The sequence below is a fragment of the Chromobacterium haemolyticum genome, from assembly GCF_009936155.1.
Taxonomy (GTDB): Bacteria; Pseudomonadota; Gammaproteobacteria; order Burkholderiales; family Chromobacteriaceae; genus Chromobacterium; species Chromobacterium haemolyticum.
This window is the reverse complement of the sequence record NZ_AP019312.1, coordinates 2,047,138-2,073,381: the sequence shown is the minus strand read 5'-3', so window position 1 is coordinate 2,073,381 and position 26,244 is coordinate 2,047,138. Positions and strand designations below refer to the sequence as shown.

At 62.9% G+C, this 26,244-nt stretch carries 21 protein-coding genes and 1 riboswitch; of the genes, 6 read left to right on the top strand and 15 right to left on the bottom strand.

All coding sequences use genetic code 11. The annotated features are described in order from the left end of the window. Positions 1–109: 109 nt before the first annotated feature. A complete protein-coding gene (locus GYH29_RS09330; RefSeq protein ID WP_161523586.1) occupies positions 110–2,941 on the bottom strand; it encodes a valine--tRNA ligase in 2,832 nt (943 codons plus the stop codon). Between the two features lie 117 nt (positions 2,942–3,058). Here GYH29_RS09330 and GYH29_RS09325 point away from each other — a divergent pair, with 117 nt between their 5' ends. The 3 genes from GYH29_RS09325 to GYH29_RS09315 all read left to right on the top strand — a co-directional run bounded on the left by GYH29_RS09325 (position 3,059) and on the right by GYH29_RS09315 (position 8,465). After that, positions 3,059–4,285, top strand: coding sequence for a diguanylate cyclase (locus GYH29_RS09325; protein WP_019101819.1), 1,227 nt, complete (start codon positions 3,059–3,061; stop codon positions 4,283–4,285). A 175-nt stretch (positions 4,286–4,460) separates the two neighbouring features. Further along, positions 4,461–6,347 carry an amidohydrolase gene (locus GYH29_RS09320; protein ID WP_161523585.1) on the top strand — a complete coding sequence of 629 codons (1,887 nt, stop codon included), beginning with the start codon at positions 4,461–4,463 and terminating at the stop codon, positions 6,345–6,347. A gap of 282 nt (positions 6,348–6,629) precedes the next feature. Next, positions 6,630–8,465 carry an amidohydrolase gene (locus GYH29_RS09315; RefSeq protein WP_107732212.1) on the top strand — a complete coding sequence of 612 codons (1,836 nt, stop codon included), beginning with the start codon at positions 6,630–6,632 and terminating at the stop codon, positions 8,463–8,465. A 95-nt stretch (positions 8,466–8,560) separates the two neighbouring features. Here GYH29_RS09315 and GYH29_RS09310 read toward each other — a convergent pair whose 3' ends face one another. The 3 genes from GYH29_RS09310 to GYH29_RS09300 all read right to left on the bottom strand — a co-directional run bounded on the left by GYH29_RS09310 (position 8,561) and on the right by GYH29_RS09300 (position 10,039). After that, positions 8,561–8,893 carry a DMT family transporter gene (locus GYH29_RS09310; RefSeq protein WP_019101822.1) on the bottom strand — a complete coding sequence of 111 codons (333 nt, stop codon included), beginning with the start codon at positions 8,891–8,893 and terminating at the stop codon, positions 8,561–8,563. Then, positions 8,894–9,346, bottom strand: a complete 453-nt coding sequence (locus tag GYH29_RS09305) for a multidrug/biocide efflux PACE transporter (RefSeq protein WP_019101823.1) — start codon at positions 9,344–9,346, stop codon at positions 8,894–8,896. A 243-nt stretch (positions 9,347–9,589) separates the two neighbouring features. Then, positions 9,590–10,039, bottom strand: coding sequence for a multidrug/biocide efflux PACE transporter (locus GYH29_RS09300; protein ID WP_019101824.1), 450 nt, complete (start codon positions 10,037–10,039; stop codon positions 9,590–9,592). Between the two features lie 124 nt (positions 10,040–10,163). Here GYH29_RS09300 and GYH29_RS09295 point away from each other — a divergent pair, with 124 nt between their 5' ends. After that, positions 10,164–11,024, top strand: coding sequence for a LysR family transcriptional regulator (locus GYH29_RS09295; RefSeq protein ID WP_019101825.1), 861 nt, complete (start codon positions 10,164–10,166; stop codon positions 11,022–11,024). A gap of 48 nt (positions 11,025–11,072) precedes the next feature. On the opposite strand, the gene GYH29_RS09290 is transcribed toward GYH29_RS09295, so the two are convergent. The 4 genes from GYH29_RS09290 to speA form a co-directional block, all read right to left on the bottom strand. Then, positions 11,073–11,507: a hypothetical protein gene (locus GYH29_RS09290; RefSeq protein WP_019101826.1), complete on the bottom strand. Its 435-nt coding sequence runs from the start codon at positions 11,505–11,507 to the stop codon at positions 11,073–11,075. 51 nt (positions 11,508–11,558) lie between these two features. Continuing rightward, positions 11,559–12,357 (bottom strand): IS5 family transposase gene (locus GYH29_RS09285; RefSeq protein WP_161523837.1). Its coding sequence is split into 2 segments (ribosomal slippage): positions 11,559–12,092 and positions 12,094–12,357, totalling 798 coding nucleotides; the frame shifts between segments, so codons are not numbered across the junction. A gap of 215 nt (positions 12,358–12,572) precedes the next feature. Further along, entirely contained in the window at positions 12,573–13,031 is a 459-nt protein-coding gene (locus GYH29_RS09280; RefSeq protein ID WP_019101827.1) for an RICIN domain-containing protein, read from the bottom strand. Positions 13,032–13,293: 262 nt separating this feature from the next. Next, on the bottom strand, positions 13,294–15,174 hold the full coding sequence (speA, locus tag GYH29_RS09275; RefSeq protein ID WP_039755142.1) for an arginine decarboxylase: 1,881 nt from the start codon (positions 15,172–15,174) through the stop codon (positions 13,294–13,296). A 652-nt stretch (positions 15,175–15,826) separates the two neighbouring features. On the opposite strand from speA, the gene astE reads away from it, so the two are divergent. Further along, entirely contained in the window at positions 15,827–16,825 is a 999-nt protein-coding gene (astE, locus tag GYH29_RS09270) for a succinylglutamate desuccinylase (protein ID WP_161523584.1), read from the top strand. Positions 16,826–17,088: 263 nt separating this feature from the next. On the opposite strand, the gene bla is transcribed toward astE, so the two are convergent. Continuing rightward, positions 17,089–17,976 (bottom strand): class A beta-lactamase, encoded by an 888-nt coding sequence (gene bla / locus GYH29_RS09265; protein WP_019100318.1) that lies wholly within the window; start codon positions 17,974–17,976, stop codon positions 17,089–17,091. A 214-nt stretch (positions 17,977–18,190) separates the two neighbouring features. Here bla and GYH29_RS09260 point away from each other — a divergent pair, with 214 nt between their 5' ends. Next, on the top strand, positions 18,191–18,514 hold the full coding sequence (locus GYH29_RS09260) for a DUF3761 domain-containing protein (RefSeq protein ID WP_019100319.1): 324 nt from the start codon (positions 18,191–18,193) through the stop codon (positions 18,512–18,514). A 290-nt stretch (positions 18,515–18,804) separates the two neighbouring features. Here GYH29_RS09260 and GYH29_RS09255 read toward each other — a convergent pair whose 3' ends face one another. From GYH29_RS09255 to GYH29_RS09230, 6 genes are all read right to left on the bottom strand, one after another. After that, the gene (locus tag GYH29_RS09255) at positions 18,805–19,785 is read right to left on the bottom strand and encodes a sodium:calcium antiporter (protein ID WP_043592178.1); all 981 of its coding nucleotides are present in this window, start codon (positions 19,783–19,785) and stop codon (positions 18,805–18,807) included. A 56-nt stretch (positions 19,786–19,841) separates the two neighbouring features. Beyond that, a riboswitch (yybP-ykoY riboswitch) is annotated at positions 19,842–19,986 on the bottom strand. Between the two features lie 95 nt (positions 19,987–20,081). Further along, complete coding sequence (locus GYH29_RS09250) at positions 20,082–22,247, bottom strand: penicillin acylase family protein (protein ID WP_161523583.1); 2,166 nt, start codon at positions 22,245–22,247, stop codon at positions 20,082–20,084. Positions 22,248–22,642: 395 nt separating this feature from the next. Then, a complete protein-coding gene (locus tag GYH29_RS09245; protein ID WP_043592176.1) occupies positions 22,643–23,752 on the bottom strand; it encodes an ABC transporter permease in 1,110 nt (369 codons plus the stop codon). Continuing rightward, on the bottom strand, positions 23,745–24,692 hold the full coding sequence (locus GYH29_RS09240; RefSeq protein ID WP_043592173.1) for an ABC transporter ATP-binding protein: 948 nt from the start codon (positions 24,690–24,692) through the stop codon (positions 23,745–23,747). The genes GYH29_RS09245 and GYH29_RS09240 overlap by 8 nt, the downstream gene beginning before the upstream one ends. 94 nt (positions 24,693–24,786) lie before the next feature. After that, positions 24,787–25,566, bottom strand: coding sequence for an amidohydrolase (locus tag GYH29_RS09235; protein WP_043592171.1), 780 nt, complete (start codon positions 25,564–25,566; stop codon positions 24,787–24,789). Next, positions 25,548–26,243 (bottom strand): hypothetical protein, encoded by a 696-nt coding sequence (locus tag GYH29_RS09230; protein WP_107732341.1) that lies wholly within the window; start codon positions 26,241–26,243, stop codon positions 25,548–25,550. The genes GYH29_RS09235 and GYH29_RS09230 overlap by 19 nt, the downstream gene beginning before the upstream one ends. Position 26,244: the final 1 nt, after the last annotated feature.

Here is a 26,244-nt window from a genome sequence, read left to right as displayed (position 1 = left end):
AATATGACAAAAGAATTGAAAACTCAAGGATACAGATCAAAATAGTGATTAATCATGCAAAAAAACCCGCCTCGCGGCGGGTTTCTTCACTTCCAGATCAGGCTTAGGTTCAAGCCAGCTTAGCCAACTGCACCTTGATCTTGTCCAGCTTGTCGTTCAACTCGGCCAACTGCGCCTTGTCGCGCTCCACCAGATGGGCCGGGGCTTTGTCTACATAGCCCGGCTTCTCCAGCTTGGCGGTGAGCTTGGCCAGTTCGGCTTCCGCCTTGCCCTGCTCTTTGCTCAGGCGCGCGGTTTCCGCGGCCTTGTCCACTTCCACCTTCAGCATCAAGCGGGCGTCGCCGGAGATGGCCACCGGGGCGTCGTCTTCCGGCAGCGCGGCAACGATGGAGCCTTCGGTCAACCGCGCCAGCAGCTTGAGGTAGGGCACGAAGTCCGCCACCGAGGCGTCGCCGGTTTCGATGAACAGCGGGGCTTTGACGGCCGGGCCGATACCCATTTCGCCGCGCAGATTGCGCACCGCGTTGACCATGTCTTTGAACGCGTCCATGCGGCTGTTGGCGGCGGCGTTGATCTTGCCGGCGTCCGCCACCGGCCACGGGGCCAGCATGATGGACGGGGCGCTCTTGGCGTTGGCCAGCGGGGCCACGGTCTGCCACAGCTCTTCGGTGATGAAGGGCATCAGCGGGTGGGTCAGGCGCAGCGCCACTTCCAGCACGCGGACGATGGTGCGGCGGGTGGCGCGCTGCTGGGCTTCGTTGCCGGTTTGCAGCTGCACCTTGGCCAGTTCCACGTACCAGTCGCAGTACTCGTTCCAGATGAATTCGTAAATGGTCTGGGCGGCGATGTCGAAGCGGTAGGTTTCCAGCGCGTTGGTGACGTCGATTTCGGCCTGTTGCAGGCGGCCGATGATCCACTGGTCAACAAAGGAGAACTCCAACGGCAGGCTTTCGTCCTGGCCGCAGTCCTTGCCTTCCACGTTCATCATTACGAAGCGGGTGGCGTTCCACAGCTTGTTGCAGAAGTTGCGGTAGCCTTCGGCGCGTTTGAAGTCGAAGTTGACGCTGCGGCCCAGGGTGGCGTAGCTGGCCATGGTGAAGCGCAATGCGTCCGTGCCGTAAGCCGGGATGCCTTCCGGGAACAGCTTTTCCGTGGCCTTGGCGATGGCCGGGGCTTTTTCCGGGCGGCGCAGGCCGGTGGTGCGCTTGGTCACCAGCGGTTCCAGCGCGATGCCGTCGATCAGGTCCACCGGGTCGATGACGTTGCCCTCGGACTTGGACATCTTCTTGCCTTCGTGGTCTCGCACCATGCCGTGGATGTACACGTCGCGGAACGGCACCTTGCCGGTGAAGTGCTTGGTCATCATGATCATCCGGGCAACCCAGAAGAAGATGATTTCGTAGCCGGTCACCAGCACGTTGGAGGTGAGGAAGGCGCGCAGGTCCGGGGTGTCGTTGGGCCAGCCCAGGGTGGAGAACGGCACCAGGGCGGCGCTGAACCAGGTGTCCAGCACGTCTTGTTCGCGACGCAGGGTCTTGCCCGGCGCTTGCGCCTGGGCGTCGGCCTCGCTGCGGGCCACGTAGATGTTGCCGTCTTCGTCGTACCAGGCCGGGATTTGGTGGCCCCACCACAGCTGGCGGCTGATACACCAGTCCTGGATGTTTTTCATCCATTGGTTGTAGGTGTTGACCCAGTTTTCCGGGATGAAGCGCACTTCGCCGCTTTCCACGGCTTCAATGGCTTTGGCGGCGATGGATTGGCCGGTGGGGTCCGGATTGCCGTCTTTGTCCACCGCCACTTTGTCCATGGCGACGAACCATTGGTCGGTCAGCAGCGGTTCGATCACGGTGCCGGTGCGGTCGCCGCGCGGCACCATCAGTTTGTGCGGTTTGGTGTCCAGCAGGTAGCCTTGGGCTTGCAGGTCCGCCAGCATGGCTTTGCGCGCGTCCTGGGTGCTGAGGCCGGCATAGGCGGCCGGCAGTTCGATCACGCCTTGGGCGCTGCCGTCGAAGCCGAAGATTTGCGCCTTGGCCAGGATTTTGGCTTCCAGGCTCATCACGTTGATGAGCTGGGTGCTGTGGCGCTTGCCCACTTGGTAGTCGTTGAAGTCGTGCGCCGGGGTGATTTTGACGAAGCCGGTGCCAAACTCTTTGTCCACGTATTCGTCCGCGATCACCGGGATCTGGCGGCCGGTGAGCGGCAGTTCCAGCTGCTTGCCCAGCAGGTGCTGATAGCGCTCGTCGTCCGGGGCGATCGCCACGGCCACGTCGCCCAGCAGGGTTTCCGGACGGGTGGTGGCGACGGTGACGAATTCGTCGCTTCCCACCACCGGGTATTTGATGTGCCACATGTGGCCGTCTTCTTCCTCGGAGATCACTTCGAGGTCGGAGATGGCGGTGCCCAGCTTGGAGTCCCAGTTGGACAGGCGCTTGCCGCGGTAGATCAGGCCTTGTTCAAACAGGCGGACGAAGACTTCGGTCACCACTTCGGCGCGGGTGTCGTCCATGGTGAAGTATTCACGGCCCCAGTCCACGGAGCAGCCCACGCGGCGCATCTGGCTGGTGATGGTGCCGCCGGATTGTTCTTTCCATTCCCACACTTTGGCGGTGAAGGCGTCGCGGCCCAGGTCGTGGCGGTTGACGCCCTGCTCGGCCAGTTGGCGCTCCACCACGATTTGGGTGGCGATGCCGGCGTGGTCCGTGCCGGGAATCCACACGGTGTTGTCGCCCTTCATCCGGTAATACCGGGTCAGACCGTCCATAATAGTCTGATTAAAGGCGTGGCCCATGTGCAGGGTGCCGGTGACGTTGGGCGGCGGCAGTTGGATGGCGAAGGACGGTTTGGCGGTGTCCATGCTGGGCTTGAAGTAGCCGGCCTGTTCCCACTGCGCGTACCAGCGACGTTCGATGTCGCCGGGTTCAAAGCTTTTGGCAAGTTCCATGGTGATGAATCGTAGTTCTTCTAGAATGGAAAAAATGGGTCGATTATACCCGGTTTTGGAGTGTTCTCCGAGAGCCGGCGCGGGCGGATCAGGCGGTAGGCAAGGGATAAGCGGACGATGAGCGAAGAAACGCGCGTTTTGGTGATTGAAGACAGCATGGTGTTGATCCGCCCCTTGTGCCGCATGGTGGAGGAAATCGGCCTATCGCCGCTACCGGTGTGCTCGCTGCCGGAGGTGCGCGAGGCGCTGACGTCCGGTCAGCATTTCCTGGCCGCGGTGGCGGATTACAACTTGCCGGATTCGCCCGCCGGCGAGCATTTGCCGCTGTTGTTCCAGCAGGCCATTCCCACCATCGTGCTGACTTCGCGCAACGACGGCGAGGTGCGCGACCGCATCTTGCAACTGCCGGTGGTGGATTACGTGAGCAAGGAAAGCCCGGCGGCCTTTGATTATGTGATGCGGATGCTGACCCGTATTCGCAAGAACCCGGGCATCAAGGTGCTGGTGGTGGACGATTCCGCGTCTTACCGCCAGTTTCTGCGCGAGAACCTGGAGCGCCACCGTTATCAGGTGCTGGAGGCGGAGGACGCCAAGCAGGCGCTGGAGATTTTGCACCGCGACAAGCACATCAAGCTGGTGCTGAGCGACAACGATATGCCGGGCATGGACGGGGTGCGCATGACCAGCACGATACGCCGCTTTCTGGATCACGACCGCCTGGCCATCATCGGCATTTCCGGCAACCAGGACCCCACCATGACCACGCGCTTCATCAAGGCGGGGGCGGACGACTTTCTGCAAAAGCCGTTTAATTTTGAGGAGTTTTTCTGCCGCGTCACTCGCAATGTGGAGTTTGTGGAGAACCTGGAATCCCTGAAGGAAACCGCGGACCGCGACCCGCTGACCAATTTATCCAACCGCCGGCATTTTTTTGAGCAGGTGATGCAATTGAAGAACGGCTACGGGGTGGCGGTGCTGGATATCGACCACTTCAAGCGGGTGAACGATCAGTACGGCCACGATGTGGGCGATCAGGTGATCTGCAACACCGCGCGGCTGATGGAGCAGTTTTTCCCGGACGGCATTGTGGCGCGCTTTGGCGGCGAGGAGTTTGTGATTCTCAGCCCCAGCCCCATTGAGCTGGACATGGTGTGCCGGCTGGAGAGCCTGCGCCTGGCGATAGAGGGCTGTATCCTGACCACCGCCAAGGGCGGGCTGCGCTATACGGTGAGCATTGGCGTGGCGGCGTCGGACATGCCGGAGGTCAGCCGGCTGCTGAAGCTGGCGGACGAGCGGCTGTATCACGCCAAGCAACACGGCCGCAATCAGGTGTGCGGCGGCTGAAGAGCGTCATAGCCGGCGCTTTGCCGCTTTACCCCGCTCTTGACGACCCCCGCCCGAATGGCCAGTTCGCCGTTTGTTTGCGCCGGGACGCCGCCTATAATGACATCGCTTTTTCCGTTCCTTCCGCGCGGCCCCGCGCTTCCTCCGGAGCCGGCGTTTCAACCGGACATCCGCCATGAGCCATCATCATCCGCACGGACCAGGCTGCGCCTGCTGCACTCTTCCTTTGTTGGCTCAGTTGCACGATGAGCTGTCCGAGCAGCCCGACTGGCAGGACGAGGCCAAGCGGCTGATCCGCCAGCAGGAAAAACATTTGCTGCCGGCCTCGCCGCCTCAGACGCTGATCATTTACGGCGGCTCCATTCATACCTTGGCCAGCAGCGGGCGGCAGACGGTGGACGCCATCGGCATCGCCAAGGGCCGCATCGTGGCTACCGGTTCACGCGAGGAGGTGCGGCAGGCCATGCCCGCCGCCGGGCATAAAAAACCGGAGGAGATGTCGCTGGAAGGCGCCACCTTGCTGCCCGGTTTCGTCGATCCCCACATGCACATCCTGCCCAGCGCGCTGTTTTCGTCCTGGCAGTACGTGGGCGCGTTCTCCGGCCAAACGCTGACGCCGGATTACGGCATTGCCGGCGTGGAAAGCACGGTGCGCGCGGCGCTGGCCGATCCCAAAAAACAGCAAAAGGCCAAGGACGGCACGGCCTGGGTGTTGGGCTTCGGCCTGGATCCTTCGCTGATGCGGACCTGGACCGAACCGGACCTGGACTGGTTCGCCCAGTTTGGCGACAAGCTCCCGATTTTCCTGATGAACGCTTCCGGCCACATCGGCTACGCCAACGCGCCGGCGCTGGCCAAGGCCGGCATCAGTCCGGAATGCAAGGGGGTGCTGGTGGAGGAGCAGGTGCTGCAGATGATGCCCGCGCTGCCCTCCCCGTCCCCGGCCGCCTTGCTTTCCAGCATCAGCCAGGTGCTGCACGGCGCGGCCAAGATGGGCAATACCACGTTGTTCGACGCCGGCCTGGGGTCCGGCAAAGGGCTGTTCGAGGTCTTGCTGCTGGACTTGGTGGCCCAGACCGCGCTGAACCCGGTGCGCATCGCCGCCGCGCTGTTTTCCAACGAAACCCGGCAGATGGACGAGTGGACGCGCTTGTTCCGCCCGGACCTGGACGGCATGGAGGACAAGCGCTTCAGCATCAAGGCGCTGAAGCTGGTGTCGGACGGCTCCAACCAAGGGCTGACCGGTTTTCAGACCGAGGCCTACAAATGCTATCCGGAACACCAGGTGCCCAATGTACCGGCCACCGGGCTGTTCAATTTCCGCCCGCCCAGCGCCTTCGCTCCGCATTTGCGGCAGGCGGTGGAGCACGGCTGGCCGGCCATGGTGCACGCCAACGGCGACCGCGCCATCGACGAGGTGCTGCAGGCTTACGAGCACGCGCTCAACCACCCTTCCGCGCCGCTGCGGCCGGATTGCGCCGGCACGCGGCTGCGCCATCGCATCGAGCACGCTTCGCTCTTGACCGACGAGCACATCTCCCAGATGGCGCAGCTTCAGCTTTCGCCCAGTTTTTTGATCGGCCACGTCGGCTATTGGGGCCGCGCCTTCCAGCAAACCATTCTGGGCGAGGCCCGCGCCAAGCTGTTGGACCGCTGCCTGTCCGCCAAGCGCGCCGGCCTGCGCATCAGCCTGCACTCCGATCACTTCGTCACCCCGCTGGGCGGCCTGCGCATGATGGAGCAGGCGATTTTCCGCGTGATGGAGGCGGCGCCGGAACAGGCCGGCGGCAAGCCGGCGCTGAACCCGGCGGAGCGGCTGGACCGGCTCAGCGCGCTGCGCGCGGTAACGCTGGACGCCGCCTGGCAATGTCATATGGACCATATCGTCGGTTCGCTGGAGCCGGGCAAACTGGCAGACTTGGTGGTGCTTGAGCAGGACCCGCTGGACCCGGCGGTGAGCAATCTGCGCGATATCGCGGTGCTGCAGACCTGGCGTTCCGGCGCGCCGGTGTATCTGCACGCCAAGCTGGGTTGCGCGACGGAATCCGCGCCGCCGGCCTGAGGCGCGCTGCGTCGCAAGGGCCCGGCGCAGGCAGAACCTTGCTCAGCTTTTGTCAGCCTCTCCGTCTTGCCATCGGCATACAATTCGCGCAGGGCCTGTTCAAAGTCTCGCGAGCCAAGGGCGAGACAAGGCGAAAACGGCTGAGAAAGCGGAATGTACAAGTGGTACATGAGCATTTCGAAGCCGCTTTCAACGCCGTATCGCTGAAGCGCAGCAGACTTTGTACAGGCTCTCAGTGCGCGGCGTCGCCGCGCAGTACCGATGCCATGCACAGGAGCGCCCATGTCCCTACCCCATCAACCCGGCTGCGCGTGCTGCACGCTGCCCCGGCTGTCCACCCAGCTGGACGCCTTGCAACATCACAACTGGACCGAAAGCCTGTCCGGCCTGATCCGCGTCGCCGCCGAGCGCGCCAAGCTGGCGCTGCACCAGGACGCGGCCATTTTCCACGGCGGCCCGATCTACACGCTGCAAGGTGGACAGTCTGGCCGGGTGGAAGCGCTGGGCGTCGCTCACGGCAAGGTGGTGTCGGTGGGCAGCCTGCGGCAGGTGGAGGCCGATATGCAAGCCCAACCGCGCGCCGAGCGGATTGATTTGCGCGGCAAGACTCTGCTGCCGGGCATGGTGGACCCGCATGTGCACATCCTGCCCAGCGCGTTGTACCGCAACTGGGTCAATCTGAGTCCCTTCGAGGATCAGATTCTGCGCCCGGGCTACAATCTGGGCTGGGTTGCTGAGAAGCTGCGCAACGAGCTGACCGCCCGGCACGGCCACACGCGCGCCGACACGCAGCAATGGCTCACCGGCTTTGGCGTGGACCCCTCGCTGATGACGAAATGGCAGGAGCCGGATCAGCCCTTTCTGGACCAGATCAGCACCGAGACGCCCATCTTCCTGATCAACGCCTCCGGCCACCTGGGTTACGCCAACTCCCCAGCGATGAAGCTGGCCGGCCTGGACCCTGACTCCAAGGGGGTCACCACCGAGGCCGACATCGGCAAGGTACTGGCGGTGATTCCCGGCCTGGCCGCTCCGCACTTGCTGAGCAAGCTGCAGGAAATCTTGCACGAGGCCGCGTCCAGAGGCATGACCACGTTGTTTGACGCCGGCTTGGGCGCCGCCATGGGCCAGTTGGAAATCACGCTGCTGCGCGCCTTCGCCCAAAGCCCGCTGGCGCCGGTGCGCATCGGCGCGGCGCTGTACTCCAACCAGGACTGGCTGCAAGAGCAGTGGTTGCACACCTTCCAACCCAATCACATTCCGCACGACGACGACCGCTTCAGCATCCGCGCGCTCAAGCTGATTGCCGACGGTTCCAATCAGGGCCTGACCGGCTATCAATCGCAAGACTATTGCTGCGCGGATGAGCACCACGTGCCCAATGTCTCTCCACGCGGCCTGTTCAACTTCGAGCCGCCCATCACCTTCGCCGCCCAGTTGCAGCGCGCGCTGAACGCCGGCTGGCCGGTACTGGTGCACGCCAACGGCGATCAGGCGGTGGATTACGTGCTGGCCGCCTTCGAACTGGCGCTATACGACGAAAACGCCAAGGACGGCGCGCCCAATTCCAAGCTGGCGCTGCGCTCGCGCATCGAACACGCATCGCTGCTGAGCGATGCCAGCATCGCCACCATGGCGCGGCTGAAGCTGTCGCCCAGCTTCCTGATCGGCCACGTCGGTTACTGGGGCCAGGTGTTCAAGACCACCATCCTGGGCCGCGATCGCGCCCAGATGCTGGACCGCTGTCAGTCCGCGCTCAAGGCCGGCCTGCGCATCAGCCTGCATTCGGACCACTTCGTGTCGCCGCTGGGCACGCTGCGAATGATGGAGCAGGCGGTGACGCGCGTGATGGAGGCGGACCCGGAGCGGCAGCCGCTGAACCCGGCGGAATGCCTGGACCGCCTCTCCGCGCTGCGCGCGGTGACGCTGGACGCGGCCTGGCAGTGCCATATGGACCACATTGTCGGCTCGCTGGAACCGGGCAAACTGGCGGACCTGGCCATTCTGGAACAGGACCCGCTGGACCCGGCGGTGCCGGCCGGCTCGCTGCGCGACATCCGGGTACATCAAACCTGGTTGGCCGGCAAGCCGGTCTATCAAAACCCCAAGACGCACTAAGCCGCGTCCAAGGCGCAAAACAAAACCGGCCGGGAATCCCGGCCGGTTTTTGCGTTCCGCCCTCTTCCGCCGCGCGGGCCAAGAACGGGGCCGACTCAATGCGCCACTGATTTGGACATCAAATTCATCACCAACACCCCGGCCACGATCAAGCCCATGCCAATCATGGCCGGCGCATCCAGCTTCTGGCCGTAGAGCACCCAGCCCACGATGGAGACCAGCACGATGCCTACGCCGGACCACAGCGCATACGCCACGCCCACTGGAATCTGGCGCAGGGTCAGCGACAGCATGTAGAAGGCCAGCAGATAGCCGGCGCCGGTGAGCAAGGACGGGCCCAGGCGGGTAAAGCCTTCCGACGCTTTCAGCGAGGAGGTGGCGATCACCTCGCTGACGATGGCGACGGCCAGGAACAACCAGATTTTCATTCAAGACTCCAGTTCAGCGCACGGCTTGCCGCCGCGCATGCGCAGTTTGGCGCGCAGCGAGTCGTACAGCCAGTTGAAAATATAAGTGTAAGGCAGGAAGAAGGCGAAGAAGCCCAAATCCAGCAGGAAAGCCTGCCAGTAACTGACGTTCAGCCACCAAGCCGCCAAGGGCACCAGCATGATCACCAGCCCGCCTTCGAACATCAGCGCGTGCAAGGTGCGCACGCCCACGGTGCGGCTCCAGCCCATCGCCGCTTCCAGACGGTCGAACAGCATATTGAACACCACGTTCCACATCATGGCCGCGGTGGACATCATGAAGGCCAGCGCGCCCATATGCAGCAGGCTTTGCTCCATCACCAAGGAGGCCAACGGCACCAGCAGGGCCATTGCGCACAGCTCGTACATCACGGCGTGGAAGCCGCGTTCCAGCCAGGATTTCTGTTTGTTCATATTATTTCCCAATCATGACCGTTTAAAGAATTTGTTCACGATCCGCCACGCGTCGGCGGGATTGTTGGACAGAGGCTTTGAAGACTGCTTCGAAACGCGCATGAAGCGCTCGCGCATTCCGCTGTCTCGGCCGCAAAGCCTTGTCTCGCCGTGGTCCGCAAGATCGTGAACGTCAAGATAGTCGCCATTCTGATTGGTTTTTCGGATGGTTAAAAAATAATAACCATCGACAAAACCGATACATTAAGCCATGCCCGCGCGGGCGCGGCTCAGGCGGCGCAACAGGCTGGCGCGCAGTCCGTCGTACAGCCAGTTGAAAACAAAGGTGTAAGGCAGGAAGAACAGGAAAAAACCGATATCCAGCAGGAAGGCTTGCCAGTAGCTGACCTCCAGCCACCAGGCCACCAGCGGCACCAACAACACCACCAGCCCGCCTTCGAACAACAGCGCGTGCACTACGCGCAGCGCCGGTGTGCGGACCCAGCCGCGCAGCCGTTCCAGCCGCTCGAACAAGGCGTTGAATACGATGTTCCACGACATCGCCACCGTGGTCATCATCAAGGCCAGCACTCCGATCTGCGCGGTGTCCTGGCTCAGCAGCCAGCTGGCCATCAGCATCAGCAGCATGACGGCGCACAATTCATAAGCGATGGCGTAGAAAGCGCGTTCCAGCCAGGATTTCTTGGTTTGCATCACATCTCCTTTAACCGCCGCGATTCGCCCATAGCGGGCTCCGCGACGTGGTTTGCAGGTCAATGACGCGATTTTTATTGGTTTTTCGGATAGGATAAAGATAGGTTGAATCGGAGAAACCGATATGAGCATGTCGCTAGACGCGCTGGCGGCGTTTGCCAACGCCGCCGAACTGGGTTCGTTTTCCGCCGCGGCGCGGCGGCTGGGCAAGAGCCAATCCACCATCAGCGAGGCCATCGCCAATCTGGAGATAGACCTGGCGGTGCAGCTGTTCGACCGCGGCAGCCGCCAGCCGGCGCTGACCCAGGCCGGCCGCCATCTGCTGGGCTACGCGCGGCAGATGCTGGCGATTGGCGATGAATTGAACCAGCAGGCGCAGTTGCTGAACGCCGGGCTGGAGCCGCGGCTGACCCTGGTGCTGTCGGACACGTATCAGTCTTCGCGTTTTCAGGAAGTGACGCGACAACTGGAACAGAACTTCGAGGCGCTGGAACTGGAATGCCTGGTGGGCGAACAGGACGACGTGTTGGATTTGATCCAGACAGGACGCGCGCACCTGGGCTGCATGGCGGCGCAGAAGCAGTACCCGGCCGATATCGGCCACGCCACGCTGGGCGAGGTTAGCGAAGTGGCTCTGTACGTGGCGCGCAGCCATCCGCTGGCGGCGCTGGAACAGGTGGACCGGCAGGCGCTGAGCCGCCACCGCGAACTGCGGCTCAACACCTATACCGAAAGCAAACCGGAAACCATGAGCCGGCGCTGCTGGTTCGCGCCCAGCTATCTGATGCTGCTGGAGATGGCGATTCTGGGCGCGGGCTGGGCCGAGCTGCCGCGCTGGCTAGCGGACTCCTTCGGCGCGGAGCGGCTCCGCGAGCTGCGCGCGCCGGGCTGGCCCAAGTCGCGCCACATTGATCTGGTGTGGTCGCGGAGGCGGCCGCTGGGCATGGCCGCCGTCTGGGTGCGCGAGCAGTTGCTGCGCTCTTGAAGAGGCCGCCGCGCCGCGGCCAAGCCCCGCCCGGCGGATGGCGGGGACTCAGGCGCTGGGCATCGTCATCGGCCGCAGAATCCACATCGGCGGCCGGCCGGGATGCAGTTTGCGCAAGCGCAGCGTCGGCGGAAAGATTTTTTCCATGCCGAAGCCAAAAGCCAGGGAACGATCCGCCAGGCTGACGATATTGCCCGGCTGCGAAAACACATCCCAGCGCTGATTGGGCAAGGCCGGTTCCGGCAACAGGTCCAACTGCAACGGCGAACCATCGGCCGCTTCATTGGCGGCGATCACCAATTGATTGCCGCTGGTGGCCAGCGCGAACAAGCCTCGGTCGAAGTCGATATTGAACAAAGCGGCGAAATTGTTCTGGAACGGCTGCAGGCTAAGCCGAGCGCCCTTGATCGAATCGTCGGCCACAATGGCGTAATCCGGGAAATAGGCCGAGGTGATGAAATACGAAGTGCTGCTGAAACCCATCTCTTGCTCCTTGCATGAACCCAAAAAGCGGCGACGGGCCTTAGAGCCTGTTTACGATCTCCGGAGCAATAGAGCCAAGAAAGCCAAGTGGATGAACTGCAAGCTAGTATTCAGCTTCCGCTCGCAGTTCTTCCACAGCCTTCTGCTCTTTTCCAACCAAGCGAAGCTGCGCTCAACAATCCATCGTTTGGGCATCACCTTGAACGTATGCAGCTCGCTTCTCTTCGCGATCTGTACCGTCACATACCCACCCAGAATCTCCCGCACTCCCTGCGCAAAGGGCTGACCTATGTAGCCGCTGTCGCACAGCAGGCTTTGCACCCGCTTGAGCCCACTCTGGCAACGTGCCAGCGCTTTGAGGGCTCCTTTGCGATCCGTCACCTCCGCTGTAGTCACTGCTACCGCGTGCGGTAAGCCCTGGGTATCCACTACGATATGGCGTTTGATGCCTGATATTTTCTTACCCGCGTCGTAGCCTTTTAACCCCGCTGTATCAGTGTTCTTCACGCTCTGCGCGTCGACGATCAAGAGCGTGCTTGAGGCGTTCCGCCCCAGTTTCTCTCGGGCCACGCCAACCTGATTTTTTTAATGCCAGCTCCAACACGCTTACGCCGTACAAGTCAGGTTCGGTCCATTTGCGCCAATACGCATAGACGTTCTGCCACTTGGGAAAGTCAGGCGGTAGATAGCGCCACTGACAACCTGTGCGCAGAAGATAGAGCACTGCGCAGAACACTTCATACAGATCCAGCTGTACCGGTTTAGTGTTACGTCGGACGCCACGCAGCAGCGGCTCTATCTGAGCAAACTTTTCTCGACTAATGTCGCTTGGGTAGGATTTTCTCTTCACTCGCCCATTATCGCTCACAAAAAGATCGTAAACAGGTTCTTAGAACCTGTTCAAAGTCTGCTGCGCTTCAGCGATACGGCGTTGAAAACAAGCTCAAAATGCTCATGTACCACTCGTACATTCCGCTTTTTCGCTCGTTTTCGCCTTGTTTCGCCCTTGCTCGCGAGACCTTGAGCAGGCTCTTTGCGCCCGCCGCCGCGATCTTTGCCCTTCGCTTATTCAGCGGTTTCCAGCACCAGCTCCGAGCGTTGAGCCGAGGTCAGCGGTTTGAGCGCCCATTGCTGCGCCGGCGAAGCGTTGAACTCATACAGCCAGATCAGGCTGCCCACGCCGCCGCGGCTCTGGTTGTCGATCACCAGATTGGGGTTTTGACGGCTGGCGATAAAGCCAGGACGGGAGAACAGATCCCATTGCTGGCTGAGCGAGGACGGGTTGTACGGACGCAGCACCAACGGCTTGCCGCTGGACAGGTCGGAAATGTCGATCACCAGTTGGTTGCCGCTGGTGGACAGCGCCAACACGCCGCTGGCGAAGTCGATGTTGAACAGCGAGAGGAAGTTGCCCTGAATGGCGCGCAAGGACAGTTGGGAACCGCTCATCGAATCATTGGCGGTAATGCCCAGCGTGGTGTTTTGGCTATAGGTAATGAAGTAAGGAACGCTAGAGAAAGACATATGGCAACCCCCATGTTTATGCCAATCAATTATTGGCTTTCTCAAACTAGCAAGGTTTCCCCATATTGCAAGCGCGTGCCCAAAACGAGCCGCGCCCTACGTAAAACTCACCCAAAAACCTCATCAGAAACACTAACTTAGACACCGCTAGGTGAAATTGCTTAAATTCGTCGATTGAAGAACAGTCTGTCCGCGCACAGGCGACGCCAACGAAAACAGCCGGGCATGCGCCCGGCTGTTTTGTTTCAGCTTGAGAGTCGAATCAGACCGACAAGTAGGAAGACTGCTTCAGACCGCGGCAGAACTCCGCGAAGAACAAACTGCGCTCTTCGCTGCTGAGGTCCGCCGCGCGCGATTTGGCTTCGTAACGGTTGAGGATGTCTTCCGGCGACAGGTGCACGTAACGCAGCATGTCTTCGATGGTGTCGTGCTCTTCCACGCCGGAGAACTCAAGCTCGCCGCCATCGCGCACATAGACGTTGACCGAGTCGGTGTCGCCGAACAGATTGTGCATGTCGCCCAGGATTTCCTGGTAAGCGCCCACCAGGAACACGGCGATCAGATACTCGTCGCCCTGCTTCACCTCATGCACGGACAGGCTGGATTCAATGCTCTGCTGATCCACGTACTGCTTGAGCTTGCCGTCGGAATCGCAAGTCAGGTCCTGCAGCACCGCGCGGCGGGTGGGCTGCTCGTTCAAGCGGTGCAGCGGAGTGATCGGCAAAATCTGATCGATGGCCCAAGTATCCGGCAGGCTCTGGAACACCGAGAAGTTGCAGAAGTACTTGTCGGCCAGACGGTCGGTCAGCTCGTCGTACACTTGACGCTGCGAACGCTGGCTGGCTTGCAGCTGGCGGTGCAGACGACGGCACAAGGCGGCGTGCACGTCTTCCGCCAGCGCTTTTTCCTTCAACGACAGGCGGCCGGAGGCGTACAGGTCGGTCACTTCCGACGCATAGTGGCTGGCGCGGTAGTAAATTTCAGTGACCAGATCGTCGTCGTTGAGCTGAACCAATTCAAACAGCTTGCGCACCGGCTGCGACAAGGCGGCCAGGTCGTCCACCTGCGGTACTTCGTCCGGCAGGCGCTCCACATCGGTCACGTTCATGATCAGCACCGCGTGGTGAGCGGTCATCGCGCGGCCGGATTCGGACAGGATGCGCGGATGCGGAATGCCGTTCTCGCCGCAGAATTCGGACAACATGGACACGATCACGTGCGCGTACTCGTCCATGTCGTAGTTGATCGAGCTGTCGTTGCGGGAATGGGTGCCGTCGTAATCCACACCCAGGCCGCCGCCCACGTCCACGTGATCAATGGGCAGGCCCAGCGCGCGCAGTTCCGCGAAGTAGCGGATGGCTTCGCCGAAGCCGCTGCGGTAATCGCCGATATGGGCGATCTGCGACCCCATGTGGAAGTGCATCAGGCGCACGCAATCGGCCAGGCCAGCGGCGGTCAGCTTGTCCGCGGCGGAAATCAGCTGGCCGGCGGACAGGCCGAACTTGCCCTTCTCGCCGCCGGTGTCCGCCCATTTGCTGGAAGCCAGCGAGGACAGGCGCACGCGCATGCCGATATTGGGACGGATGCCGAGCTTGCGGGATTCATCGATCACCAGCTCGACTTCCGACTCTTTCTCGATAACGATGAATACCTGGTGGCCCAGGCGCTCGCCCATCAGCGCCAGGCGAATGTAGTCGCGATCCTTGTAGCCGTTGCAGACGATGGTGCAGCCCTTGGGCGACAGCGCCAGTACCGCCATCAGTTCCGGCTTGGAGCCGGCTTCCAGGCCGATGGACACGTCCGGCGTGGCGATGATGCTTTTCACCACCGCTTCTTGCTGGTTGACCTTGATCGGATAGATGGCGGTGTAACGGTTGCCGTAGCCTTGTTCGGCTATGGCCTTGTCGAAGGCCGCGCACAGACGGGTGACGCGGTCTTGCAGAATATCGGGAAACCGCACCAAGAGCGGCAGGTCCAGGCCTTTGCCGGACAGCTCGCCCACCAGGCGATGCAGGTCGATTTCCTTGTTTTGGCGCACATTCGGGCGGACAACGATATTGCCGTTGGCGCCCATGTCGAAGTACCCCGCTCCCCAATGCCGGATGCCATACAACGCCCGGCTATCAGCCACAGACCAAGCCATGAGTTTTCCCCTCAAGAACTGACGGAAAGCCCTGTACCCCGCGCAGTGGGTGGACAGGGATTTCCAAAGGACGCGCCCAGGCCGCCGCCGAAAAAGCGATGAGCCAGCCGCAGGAGCATCCTTATGATGGATAACCCCGCTCCTTAGTGCGCGGCTTTCGGGCTGAACAGCTTTTATGTGGGCCTGGGATGTCGGAGCGAAACAATTGAATTGTAGGTTTGCAAAGCTGCAAACGAGCGCGGATTGTAACAACATCACGCTGCTTGACAAGTAAAAAAATGTATAAAAATCCGCATGTCCAATTTAATCGACAAGCCCGCGCCGGGTAGCCCGGCAAGCCTTGTCCGGCAAGGCTTGAGCAAAAACAGCCCCCTATATTTTCCTCATGCCGGCCAGCGGCCGTTTCTCCGGGCGAAGGCCTTGTTGTTCGGACAATGGGCTTGTCCAAAATATTCAACAACAACGTGACCCAGCCCCCTAAGCCGTCCTCTAAAAAAACCACAGCGCGACAGGGCTCGCCAAGCCGCGCCAGACAAGGCTTTTAAGCCAAACACGGCATGTTTTTTCAAATCTGCGCCACGCGCCGCCACCAGCCGCGCCGGCTCTGGTTACAATGCCCCGGTCATCACTAGCCGCAAGCACGAGCCAGCCCATGCGCGAGCATCACCACGATTTTCTGTCCTGGACCATGAACCCCGCCTCCTCGGCCTCCGCCGAATGGCTGCTCCACTCAGGCGTGCGGGCGCACTGGCTGGACTACGGCGTCGTAGAACTGGAGCCCGCCGACGCCGCCGACGATTCCCTGCTGCTGTCCAGCGGCGTGCACGGCAACGAAACCGCGCCGATAGAGGTGCTCAACGCCATCCTGGCCGATATCGCCGGCGGCAAGCTGACGCTGCGCTGCCGGCTGTTGGTGATCTTCGGCAATCTGGACGCAATGCGGCTGGGCAAGCGTTATCTGGATTACGACATGAACCGGCTGTTCAACGGCGCTCACGCGCGCCAGCCGGGCGCGCGCGAAGCGGCGCGCGCGGCGCGCCTGGAGCAGGCCGCGGCGGACTTCTTCGCCTCCGCCCGCGGCCGCCGCTGGCATTACGATCTGCACACCGCCATCCGCGGCTCGGTGTTTGAGAAGTTCGCCATCTATCCGTATATCCACGAGCGCCCGCACAACCGCGAGCAACTTGCCTGGCTGAAAAGCTGCCAGGTTGAAACCGTGCTGCTGCACAGCCAGCCGGCCAACACCTTCAGTTACTTCACCAGCCGCCACTGCCAGGCGGACGCCTTCACGCTGGAACTGGGCAAGGCGCGGCCGTTTGGCCAGAACGACCTGCCCCGCTTCGCCGGCATCGACCAGGCGCTGCGCCGGCTGCTGTCCGAGCCGGAACAAGAACTGCCCGGCTACCGCGACGGCGACCTGCCGCTGTTCCAGGCCAAGTACGACATCGTCAAACACAGCGAGGCTTTCCGCCTGCATCTGACCGACGACGTGGAAAACTTCACCGCGTTGCCGGATGGTTTCCTGATCGCCGAGGACGGCGAACACCGCTACGTGGCCGTCGGCGGCGAGGAGCGCATTCTGTTTCCCAATCCCACGGTCAAGCCCGGCCTGCGCGCCGGCATCGTGGTGGAGCCGGCGCGCTTGCCTTAAGCTCTGCCGCGCGTTGTGAGACGTGACGCGGTGAGTGCCGTTTCGAACTGCTCATGTATCCACTGTACATTCCGCTTTCTCAGCGGTTTTCGCCTTGTCTCACTCTTGCTCGCGAGACCGTGGACACATTCTAAAAGTGATTCAACGCTCCGGCTCGCAGTCCGCGCCGACCTCAAGCGCTCAATCGAGCCGCGCGCAAAAACGCCGCAACCTTAGTTGCGGCGTTTTTCATTCCGGCAGGATTCCCCGCCACGCGCGGCTGCTCAAGCAAACTCGGCGGCGGCCACCCTCGCCACCGCGGCGATCACCGCGTTTCGCTCGTCCATCATCGCCGACGATCCCCAGTAAAACACCGACAGCAACAACGGCGACTTGCCCGGCCGCCAGGCCACGGCCACGTCGTTGGCAGCGCCGTGGCCGCCGCTGCCGGTCTTGTCCCCCACCCGCCACTCCGCCGGCAAGCCGGCGCGGATGCGCAGATTGCCGGTGGTGCTGCCCAGCAGCCAATCGTTCAACAACCCGCGCTGCCGCTCCGGCAATAGCGGGGAAAACAGCAAGGCATGCAGATTGGCCGTCATCGCCGCCGGCGTGGTGGTGTCTCGCGGATCGCCCGGCTCAGCGCGGTTCAGCTCCGGCTCAATCCGATCGAGACGGGTCAAGCCATCGCCCAGCGAGCGGGCGAAGCGATTCACTTCCTGCGGCCCGCCCAGTTGCTCCAGCAGCAGATTGGCGGCGGTGTTGTCGCTGAAGCGCATCGCCGCGTCGCACAGGTCTTTTACCGACATGCCCTGCTCCACATACTGTTCGGCGATAGGCGAATAGTCGATCAACTGCTCGCGCCGGTAACTGACATGTCGATACAACAAGTCCGGCTGCGCCGCGCTGCGTTGCAATAAGGCTCCCACCAGCAACAACTTGAAAGTGCTGCACATCGGAAAGCGCTCATCGGCGCGATAGGCCAGGCTCCGTCCACTGTCCACCTCTTGCGCGAACACGCCGATGCGACCGCCGGCGTTGCGTTCCAGCTCCGCCAGCTGCCGCGCCGCCGGCGCTTCGCCCGGCGCTCGCAACGGCGGACGCGCACAACCCAAAATCAAAGGCGAGGCGGCCAAAGCCGCCAGCAAGGCGCGCCGCTGCGCGAAATAATCCATAGTTTCATCCCCAGATCGGTATGACGACGCAGCCCATGGCGCGGCCGGCCATCGCGGTTTAGTTCCCCCGATGCGCATTGCCGCTACCTGCGGCAATGACAATGAACTAAAATGAGGTGCATATTCTTTTTGGCTTGAATTCATTGAATCGACGCGTCAAAGCACCATAGACAGATTCAAGCATCTTTAATGACTCATTAAACAATCGAATGACATGAAAAATCCAGCGCAGTTCCGTACGCCGATCTGGCGACGCATCGCCGGCCTTCTGGGCCTCAGCCTGGCCCTGCTTGCCGCGCCGGTTCAGGCCAAGGCCCCGCACCCCCATCGCCATGCCAGCGCGCCGGCGCAGGAGCAGTTGCTGGAACACGGCAGCTACACCAACTCCGACGGCGTAGAAGTGCACAGCCCGGCCCACACCCGTTCCGGCAAAGCGCCGGCCGGCGCCAGCGCGCGTTGCCGCGACGGCAGCTACAGTTTCAGCCAGCATCGGCGCGGCACCTGTTCGCATCACGGCGGCGTGGCGGCCTGGCTCTGAGCCCGTCTCAGAGCCTGTTTACGATCTCGCGAGCCGAAAACCGCTGAGAAAGCGGAATGTACATGCGGTACATGAGCATTTCGAAGCGGGTTTCAACGCCCTTATCTAAACTATCCCGCCGACGCGCAGCAGATCGTAAACAAGTATTCAGAACATGCTTACGATCTCGCGAGCTAAGGCGAGACAAGGCGAAACCGGCTGAGAAAGCGGAATGTACATGCGGTACATGAGCATTTCGAAGTGGGTTTCAACGCCGTATCGCCGACGCGCAGCAGATCGTAAACAAATTCTCACACCAGACAGCCGGCAAACACCAAGTACACCGCACCCGCGCCCAGCAGCCAGCGGCCGTCCACGCTGCCGCGGCGGAACAACAGCCACAGCCCGGCAATCGCCGCCATCGTGGCCAGTCCGGACCACAGCAAGACGCTATCGAACATCCACGGGGTGAAGAACAGGCCGAAAGCGCTGGGAATCGTCGCCTGAATCATCATGGCTCCGGAAATATTGGCCAAGGCCAAACGCTCCTTGCCCTGGCGCAGCCAGATCAGCGCGTTCATGATCTCCGGCAGTTCGGTGGCCACCGGGCTCAACAACAAGGCCACCAAATGCGGCGCCATGCCCCAATGGCCGGCCAGCGCTTCCAACTGCGCGACGAAGCCGTGCGCCGCCGCCGCGATCACCGTCAGGGCCAACAAAGCCTGCGCCGCCGCCCAGCCCAGGCCGCCGCCGGCGCGCAGCTTCAAGGCGTCCAGCTCCTCCTCTTCCGGCGCGGTGTCCGCGCTGCGGATCTCGCGCCAGACATAGGCGGCGTAAGCGGCCAGGAACAATACGCCCAGCCAGGGCTTGACGGCGAAGGCCACCAGACCCAGCGCCACCTTCAAGGCGAAGACGAACAGGAAGGCCAACTGGTCGCCGGCCAGCCGACGATGATCGACGCGCAGCAGATAATCGCCGCGCCCCAGCCGGCTGCGGTTGCGCCACAGGGCAAAGCCCACCACCGCGTAAGCCAGCGTGGCCAGCACCAGCGGTCCGCCCAAGGCCGCGCCGACGCCGATGTCCTTATGTTGCGGCGTGTCGCCAAAGGCCATTGCGGTCAAAGTCACCGCGCTCTCCGGCAAGGCGGTGCCGAAAGCGGCAAGCACGGTGCCTACGGCGCTGGCGCCCAGGTTCAGGTGGCGTCCGCACCATTCGATGGCGTTGACGAAGTATTGACAGGATAGATAGATCAGGACGGCAAAGCCGAGCAGAAACAACAGGGTCGACAGCATGGATGGTCTTGGGCCGGGCAAGCGAATGGACAATGGCGCAACGACGCGGCTTGCCCGGCGGCAAACGCATCGTGGCCAAAGGTCTCGCTTGGCGGCGCCGGCAATGCCGGCCGCTGACCGCGCCATGAGGAAAGCTCCTCAAGTTTGTTGACGCGGCCTCTTCGGCGGGGCCGAAGATGGCTACTCCCCAATGACAACGGCGCCATTGTGCCAGCCCGGACTCAATGGCGCAAACCTAGTCTCTCGTCATGCGGAGCCGGAGGCGCTTTCCCGCCTCCGGCCTGTTTGCCGGCCGGCTAGCGGCGGAACCACTCGCGCTTGGCCAGCGCCGCCTCCACCTGCTCGCGCTTGAGCAAGGCGTCGCGCATCTCGTTCCGCGCCGCCAGCGGCAACTGGTCGCCGTAGTAAGGCGATTGCGGCTGGCTGCTGTTGCCGTAGGTGTTGATCACCTTGGCGCGCAGCGGCCGGCCAAACTCCACCAGCGCGGTGAAAGTGTCGCCGAAGATGGCGCGCTGGCGGCCGTCGCTGTCGCCGATATAGCTGAAGGTGCGGAAGGCGCCCAGGCCCTCGGCGCCGCCGCTGGCAGGCTGGTCCAGCCGCGCCGCGCCGCCGGCGGGGCCGCGCCGCAGCCGGTAGACTTCGCCGAAGGCGATGTCCAGCGGCACGCCGGCCTGTTGCAGCCCCTGGGCCGCTGCGCCCAGCTTGCTCAGCGCGAAGCCGGCGTCGCGCAGGCCGGCCGGCGTGCGGTAGGGCTGCGCCGGGTCCGCTTCCTGGCGATAGCGCAAGGCCTCTTCGCCGCCGGAGGCCGCCACCCAGGCGGCGAACAACACCGCGCCCTTGCTGGCGGCGTCGCTGCGCCGGTCCCATTGGGCCAGCACTTGCGCCGCGGCGATCAGGCCGGCGTCGCCGGAGGCGCGCGCATAGCCGATCAAATCGTCCAGCACCCGGTCCGCCAGCAGCAGCCGGGTGTCGTGCTTGGCGCTGAGCAGCGTGTCCAGAGAGAAGGCCGGCGTCTGCTCGATCAGCTCGATGCCGCGCTGTTCTCGTAGCAGCGGCGACGCCCGCGGCGATAGATAAGCGGCGTAGGCGGCCGGGTCCAGCGCCGGCTTGCTCATATACCAGGGCACGCTATTGGAGTTCTGCACCCAGCCGCTGGCCGGATTCGTCGCCTGCGGCAACTCGTCCAGGCGCAGCGCCTGGCGCCAGATCAGATCGCTGCGGCTGCCGTCCACCGGCTGCGCCCAGTAGGCGGCGTCGCCGCCGGCTCGGCGCGGGGTCAGGCCGCCGAAGGCCGCCCAGATATTGCGCTGGGCGTCGGCGTAGATAATGTTGTGGTAAGGGTTTTGCAGCCGCGCCACCACCTTGCGGAAGGCCAGGAAGTCAGGCGCCTGCGCCATGTCCCACCATTGTTCCAGCACGCCGGGGGTCTGCAGCTGGTCGACGCCGACGATGCGCAGCGCGTAGCTCTGGCCGTCCTTGTCGAACACCGGGCCCTGCTCTGCGCGACGCAAGGTCAGTTGCTCGGCTTGCAGGCTGCCGTCCGGCTGACGGATATACAGGGTTTCGCGCTTGGTTTCGAAGTCGCGCGCCACGCCGTCCAGCAGGTATTGCCGGCCGCTGAGCTTGAGTTGATAGAGGTCGCAGCCGTCCTGGGTGTTGACGGTATGCACCCAGCCCAGCCGCTGGTTGAAGCCGATGCGCATCACCGGCAGGCCCACCAGGGTGGCGCCGTAGATATCGTATTCCGGGCTCTTGAACTGGGCTTCGAACCAGGTATGGCTGCCGCCCCACAGCAAATGCGGGTTGGCCAGCAGCATGGCGTTGCCGGAACGGCTCTTGGCCGGCCCCAGCGCCCAGCCGTTGGAGCCGCCGATCAGATTGATGGGCGTGGCCACCGCGTCCGGGTAGACCAACGAGCAATTGGCCGCGCCGGTGGCGGTGGAGCCGCTCAGATAGCTGAAGAAGATGCGCAGGGTGTGAGCCAGCACGTCCTCGCTGCGCACCGGCAACACCGCTCGCGCCGCCGGGCTCAGGCTTCCGCTGGCGGCGGCCTGGTCGTTGATCCCGGCGACGAAGGCGTCCAGGTAGGCGCGCATGCGCGGGCTTTGCTGTTGCAGCCATTGTTTGGAGCGTTCGGGGAAGCCCATCGCGCGCACCAGGCGGTCCACTTCCGCCATATTGCTGGGAAAGGGCTCGCCGGCCTCGAACACCGCGCCGTAGTATTCGGCGCCGCGGCCGCGGCCCTGGGCGTACAGCCGCAGCAGCAGTTCCGGGTGCGCCTGCATCTGGGCGCGGCCGAAGGCGTAGGCCAGGCTGTCGGCGCGCGCGGCATAGATGTGCGGCACGCCGCTGCGGTCCCACAGCACCTGACTGCCGCGCGGCTTGCCGTCGTCGTCCAGTTCGCAGGCTGTCAGCAAGGACAGCATGGCGATGCCCAATAGGGCGAGGATCAAGCGTTTCACTACCTTTCCTCCTTTCAATGCGTTCATGGCGCTGCAGCCACAGCGGCTCCCCTGCTCCTGCAGCCTGGCGAGTGACTCAAGTGATGCGCCCTTAGTCGCTTGTTGGGTGCGAAGACAAACACGAATCCGACGCGCCCCAGGTCCCTTCAAGACTGCCGACGGGTGCCAGGCCCGAGGTCTTAAGCGGCTGCTTTGTCTGAGCGATTTGACGTTAGCAAATCGCGAGTTCAGCCGCGCCTCGGGTCTGACGGGCCCCGGCGGGAAGCCGCAGGCCAGGCTTGCAGGGTGGCCTTTAGGAGTGGAGAGGATATTTGGCCAAGCAAATATCCTCTCCCTGCTCGCCGGGCAGCCCCGGCAATCAAAACCATCATCCGCGCAGCGGATGCCTCATGCCCCTAGTACCAGCGAAACACCCGCGCGCCGCTGACGAAGCCGGCAATGCCGATCAGCGTGAGCACCACCGCGGAACGGGCGATCTCCAGCACCCCGGCGCCCTCGACGAAAATCATGCGCATGCCGTCGGCCAGTATCGTCAGCGGCAACACCTCGATCACCGACACCATCCAGTCCGGGAAATGCTTGTAGCTGAAGAAGATGCCGGAAAAGATCACCAGGAACAGAATGGTCATTTCCAGCAGGCCGTTGGCGGTCTGCGCCTTGGTGGCGCGCGAGGCGGCCAGGATGGCGATGCCGGCGAAGCAGACATTGCCGGCCAGCAGCAGCACGATGAAGGGCAGCGCCCCGCCCTGAGCGTGCACGTCGAAATAACTGCTGGCGAACAGATACAGCACCAGGGTTTCCAGCAGGCTGAACACCAGGCAGGCCAGCACGTGGGCCAGCAGGAAATCAGTCTTGCGCATCGGGGTGATGCGCATCTGCCGGGTGACGCGGGTGGCGCGTTTTTCGATCAGCGACCAGCCGACGGCGATCAGGCAGGTTTCCATCACCGCCATCGCCACCAGGCCGGGCACCAGGAAGTCGATATAGCGCAGGCCGGGGCTGTCCAGCACCGACATATTCTTGTCCACCGCCTGGCTTAGCGCGTCCGGGTCGTCGCCGAGGAAGAAGTAAGTCAGCAGCGCCTCGTTGTTTTGCGGGTCCAGGTAGTAGATGCGCTTGCCGCTGTCGGCGCTGGGCTCCATGAACACTTGCACGTCGCCGCGCTTGAGGCCGCGCAGCACCGATTCGCGGTCCGGGTAGTACTGGAAGCGGTATTTCATCCGGATCAGGTGGTCGCGCTTGATCTCGCCGGCGTTGATGACGCTGGACAACGGCTGGTTGCGGGCTTCCACCTTGCTGATCCAGGCCCGCACCGCGGCCTGCTCCTGCACATTGGCCGGCAGCACCACGCCTATGGTCCGTTCCTTGATTTCGCCGCCGGAGAAGGACACGCCCAGCAGCCACACCAGCAGCAACGGAAAGCCGAAGGACCAGAACAGGATTTGCGGCTCGCGCAGGTATTGGCGGAATTGAGTGATGATCAGATTGAGCAAGGCGTTATTCATGGAAACCTCGGCCGGCCAGTGACAGGAATAAATCGTCCAGCGTTTTTTTGCGCACGATGATTTCGTCGATGTCGATTTGTTGTTCGCGGATGAATTCGGACAGGCGGAACAGGAAGGCAGAGCCGTTGCGCACCAGCAGCCGCGCCTTGGCGGACGCCTGGTCGTAGCTGTAGCTGATGATGTTGTCCTTGTGCTTGGGCTCGGCGCCGCCGGCGCCGCTCTTGACCCGGTACTCCACCACTTCGCCCGGCTCGTGCGCCGCCAGCAGTTCGTCCAGCGTGCCCTGGGTCAGGATGCGGCCCTGATGCATGATGCAGATGCGGTCGCACAGGTATTCGGCTTCTTCCATGTAGTGGGTGGTCAGCAACATGGTGGAGCCCAGCTCCTTGTTGAGCTTGCGCAGGATGTCCCAGGTGCCGCGCCGCACTTGCGGGTCCAGGCCGGTGGTGGGTTCGTCCAGGATCAGGATTTCCGGCTGGTTGAGGATGGAGATGGCCAGGGCCAGCCGCTGGCGCTGACCGCCGGACAACCCTTCCACCATCACCTTGCGCTTGGGGATCAGCTCCACCAGTTCCAGCACCTCGTCGGCGCGGCTGCGCGGCCGGCCGTAGAAGCTGGCGAACAGGTTGACGGTTTCGTCCACCCGCAGCTTGTTGATGAACAAGGACTCCTGCAACACCCCGGCCAGCCGGTGGCGCAGATAGCTTTCGTCTTTCTGCCAGCTGCGCCCCAGGATGCGTATCGTGCCGGCCTCCGGTTGTTTCAGTCCCTCCAGCATTTCCACCAGCGTGGTCTTGCCGGCGCCGTTGGGCCCCAGCAGGGCGACGAATTCGCCGCGGTGGATGTCCAGCGACACGTCGTTGACCGCGGTGTAGTCGTTGAAGCGCTTGGTCACCGATTGGAATTCGATGACTTTTTCTCTTGTTGTGGCGTGGTGCATTTCACTTTCCGTAGAAGCCGAAGGAGAACCGAAACAGCGGAAAACCCCGCGCAGCCGCAGGAGTCATCCGCCTCTTTCCATTGCCGTGGCGCTGTCAAACGAGTTGATAACGGTCCGCGTCCTTCAGGAAAGGAAACTGGGCGCGCACATCGTCCAGCTGCGCGCGCGACAGCCGGGCCTGATACACGCTTTCCAGCTGACGGCCGTGGTACAGGGTGTCGCCCAGCGGGTCTATCAGCATGGAGTCGCCGCTGTAGCGGATGTCGTTGCCGTCCACGCCCACGCGGTTGACGCCGATGACGAAAGCCTGGTTTTCGATCGCCCGCGCCGGCAGCAGCGTCTGCCAGTGCTTGGCGCGGCGCTCCGGCCAGCTGGCGATGTAGAGCGCCAGGTCGTACTGGCTCTTGTTGTTGCGCGACCAGACTGGGAAGCGCAGGTCGTAGCAGACGAAGGCGGCCACGGACCAGCCGTCCACCTTGACGATCAGCGGCGCGTCGCCGGCGGTGTAGTGCTCGTGCTCGCCGGCGAAGCTGAACAGATGCTTCTTGTCGTAGCTGAACAGGCTGCCGTCGGCCTTGGCCCACAACAGGCGGTTGTAGTAGCGGCCCTGGTCTTCTATCGCCACGCTGCCCACCAGATCGGCGCGCTTGGCGCGCGCGGTGTCGCGCAGCCATTGCACCGCCTTACCGTCCATGGTTTCGGCTATCTTTTCCGGCCGCATGCTAAAGCCGGTGGTGAACATTTCCGGCAGCACGATCAACTGGCTGTCGTTCACCGCGCTCAGGTGGCGCTCCATCCGCTGCAGGTTCTGATCCACCGACTCCCAAGCGATGTCGCTTTGCACCAGGGTGACGGCTAAGTCTTGATTTGGCATGGTTTGCTTTCCCAATCGGTCAATATCACTTCGTTGTGGTCGCCGCGCTCGCGGCTGCTCTGGCGCACCAGCACTTCGCCGCCGTCGTCGGACAGATACCAGCCGGTGCCGCTGATCTTGCGCCGCTTTGATTGATAGGCCACCACCCTCGTCTGCCGCGGCTGGCCCAATAGGTCCAGCGTTTCATCCGGCAGCCGCTGGTAGCGGACTTCGTCGATGTCGAAGTGCTCAAGGTCCAGCACCCGCAGCGTGGCCTCGGCCTGGCCGCCGACGAGAAAGCGTTCGGCGGCGTCTTCGCTGCTGGCGTCGAAATCCCCCAGCTTGAAGCGGCGCACCTCCAACTGGCCATCGTGCAAACGCAGGGTCAGCACGCCCTGACGCAGCCGGCCCTTGATCACGGTCTTGTCGCCGTCCTCGTCGGAGACGCCGGCGTAGCGGCACAGGCCGTCCGCGCCGAAATCCATGCTCTCGTCCGATTGCAGCGAGTAGTCGAACCACAGGCCGCTGCAGCGCAGGTCCATGCGGTTGCTGACCTGCAGCACCGGCATGTCGTCCAGCCAGCCGCGGCGGCGCTCGGTGCGCAGCCGACCTATCGGCTCGCCGTTGCTCAGCACCTGGTAGTCCAGCAGCAGTTCCGCGACCGGCGCTTCGATCAGAGCTTCCTCGTCGGCCAGCATC

Excerpts from the sequence above, each read along its gene's own strand:
- GYH29_RS09330 (WP_161523586.1), bottom strand. The coding sequence starts at position 2,941 with ATGGAACTTGCCAAAAGCTTTGAACCCGGCGACATCGAACGTCGCTGG.
- GYH29_RS09325 (WP_019101819.1), top strand. The coding sequence starts at position 3,059 with ATGAGCGAAGAAACGCGCGTTTTGGTGATTGAAGACAGCATGGTGTTG.
- GYH29_RS09320 (WP_161523585.1), top strand. The coding sequence starts at position 4,461 with ATGAGCCATCATCATCCGCACGGACCAGGCTGCGCCTGCTGCACTCTT.
- GYH29_RS09315 (WP_107732212.1), top strand. The coding sequence starts at position 6,630 with ATGTCCCTACCCCATCAACCCGGCTGCGCGTGCTGCACGCTGCCCCGG.
- GYH29_RS09310 (WP_019101822.1), bottom strand. The coding sequence starts at position 8,893 with ATGAAAATCTGGTTGTTCCTGGCCGTCGCCATCGTCAGCGAGGTGATC.
- GYH29_RS09305 (WP_019101823.1), bottom strand. The coding sequence starts at position 9,346 with ATGAACAAACAGAAATCCTGGCTGGAACGCGGCTTCCACGCCGTGATG.
- GYH29_RS09300 (WP_019101824.1), bottom strand. The coding sequence starts at position 10,039 with ATGCAAACCAAGAAATCCTGGCTGGAACGCGCTTTCTACGCCATCGCT.
- GYH29_RS09295 (WP_019101825.1), top strand. The coding sequence starts at position 10,164 with ATGAGCATGTCGCTAGACGCGCTGGCGGCGTTTGCCAACGCCGCCGAA.
- GYH29_RS09290 (WP_019101826.1), bottom strand. The coding sequence starts at position 11,507 with ATGGGTTTCAGCAGCACTTCGTATTTCATCACCTCGGCCTATTTCCCG.
- GYH29_RS09280 (WP_019101827.1), bottom strand. The coding sequence starts at position 13,031 with ATGTCTTTCTCTAGCGTTCCTTACTTCATTACCTATAGCCAAAACACC.
- speA (WP_039755142.1), bottom strand. The coding sequence starts at position 15,174 with ATGGCTTGGTCTGTGGCTGATAGCCGGGCGTTGTATGGCATCCGGCAT.
- astE (WP_161523584.1), top strand. The coding sequence starts at position 15,827 with ATGCGCGAGCATCACCACGATTTTCTGTCCTGGACCATGAACCCCGCC.
- bla (WP_019100318.1), bottom strand. The coding sequence starts at position 17,976 with ATGGATTATTTCGCGCAGCGGCGCGCCTTGCTGGCGGCTTTGGCCGCC.
- GYH29_RS09260 (WP_019100319.1), top strand. The coding sequence starts at position 18,191 with ATGAAAAATCCAGCGCAGTTCCGTACGCCGATCTGGCGACGCATCGCC.
- GYH29_RS09255 (WP_043592178.1), bottom strand. The coding sequence starts at position 19,785 with ATGCTGTCGACCCTGTTGTTTCTGCTCGGCTTTGCCGTCCTGATCTAT.
- GYH29_RS09245 (WP_043592176.1), bottom strand. The coding sequence starts at position 23,752 with ATGAATAACGCCTTGCTCAATCTGATCATCACTCAATTCCGCCAATAC.
- GYH29_RS09240 (WP_043592173.1), bottom strand. The coding sequence starts at position 24,692 with ATGCACCACGCCACAACAAGAGAAAAAGTCATCGAATTCCAATCGGTG.
- GYH29_RS09235 (WP_043592171.1), bottom strand. The coding sequence starts at position 25,566 with ATGCCAAATCAAGACTTAGCCGTCACCCTGGTGCAAAGCGACATCGCT.
- GYH29_RS09230 (WP_107732341.1), bottom strand. The coding sequence starts at position 26,243 with ATGCTGGCCGACGAGGAAGCTCTGATCGAAGCGCCGGTCGCGGAACTG.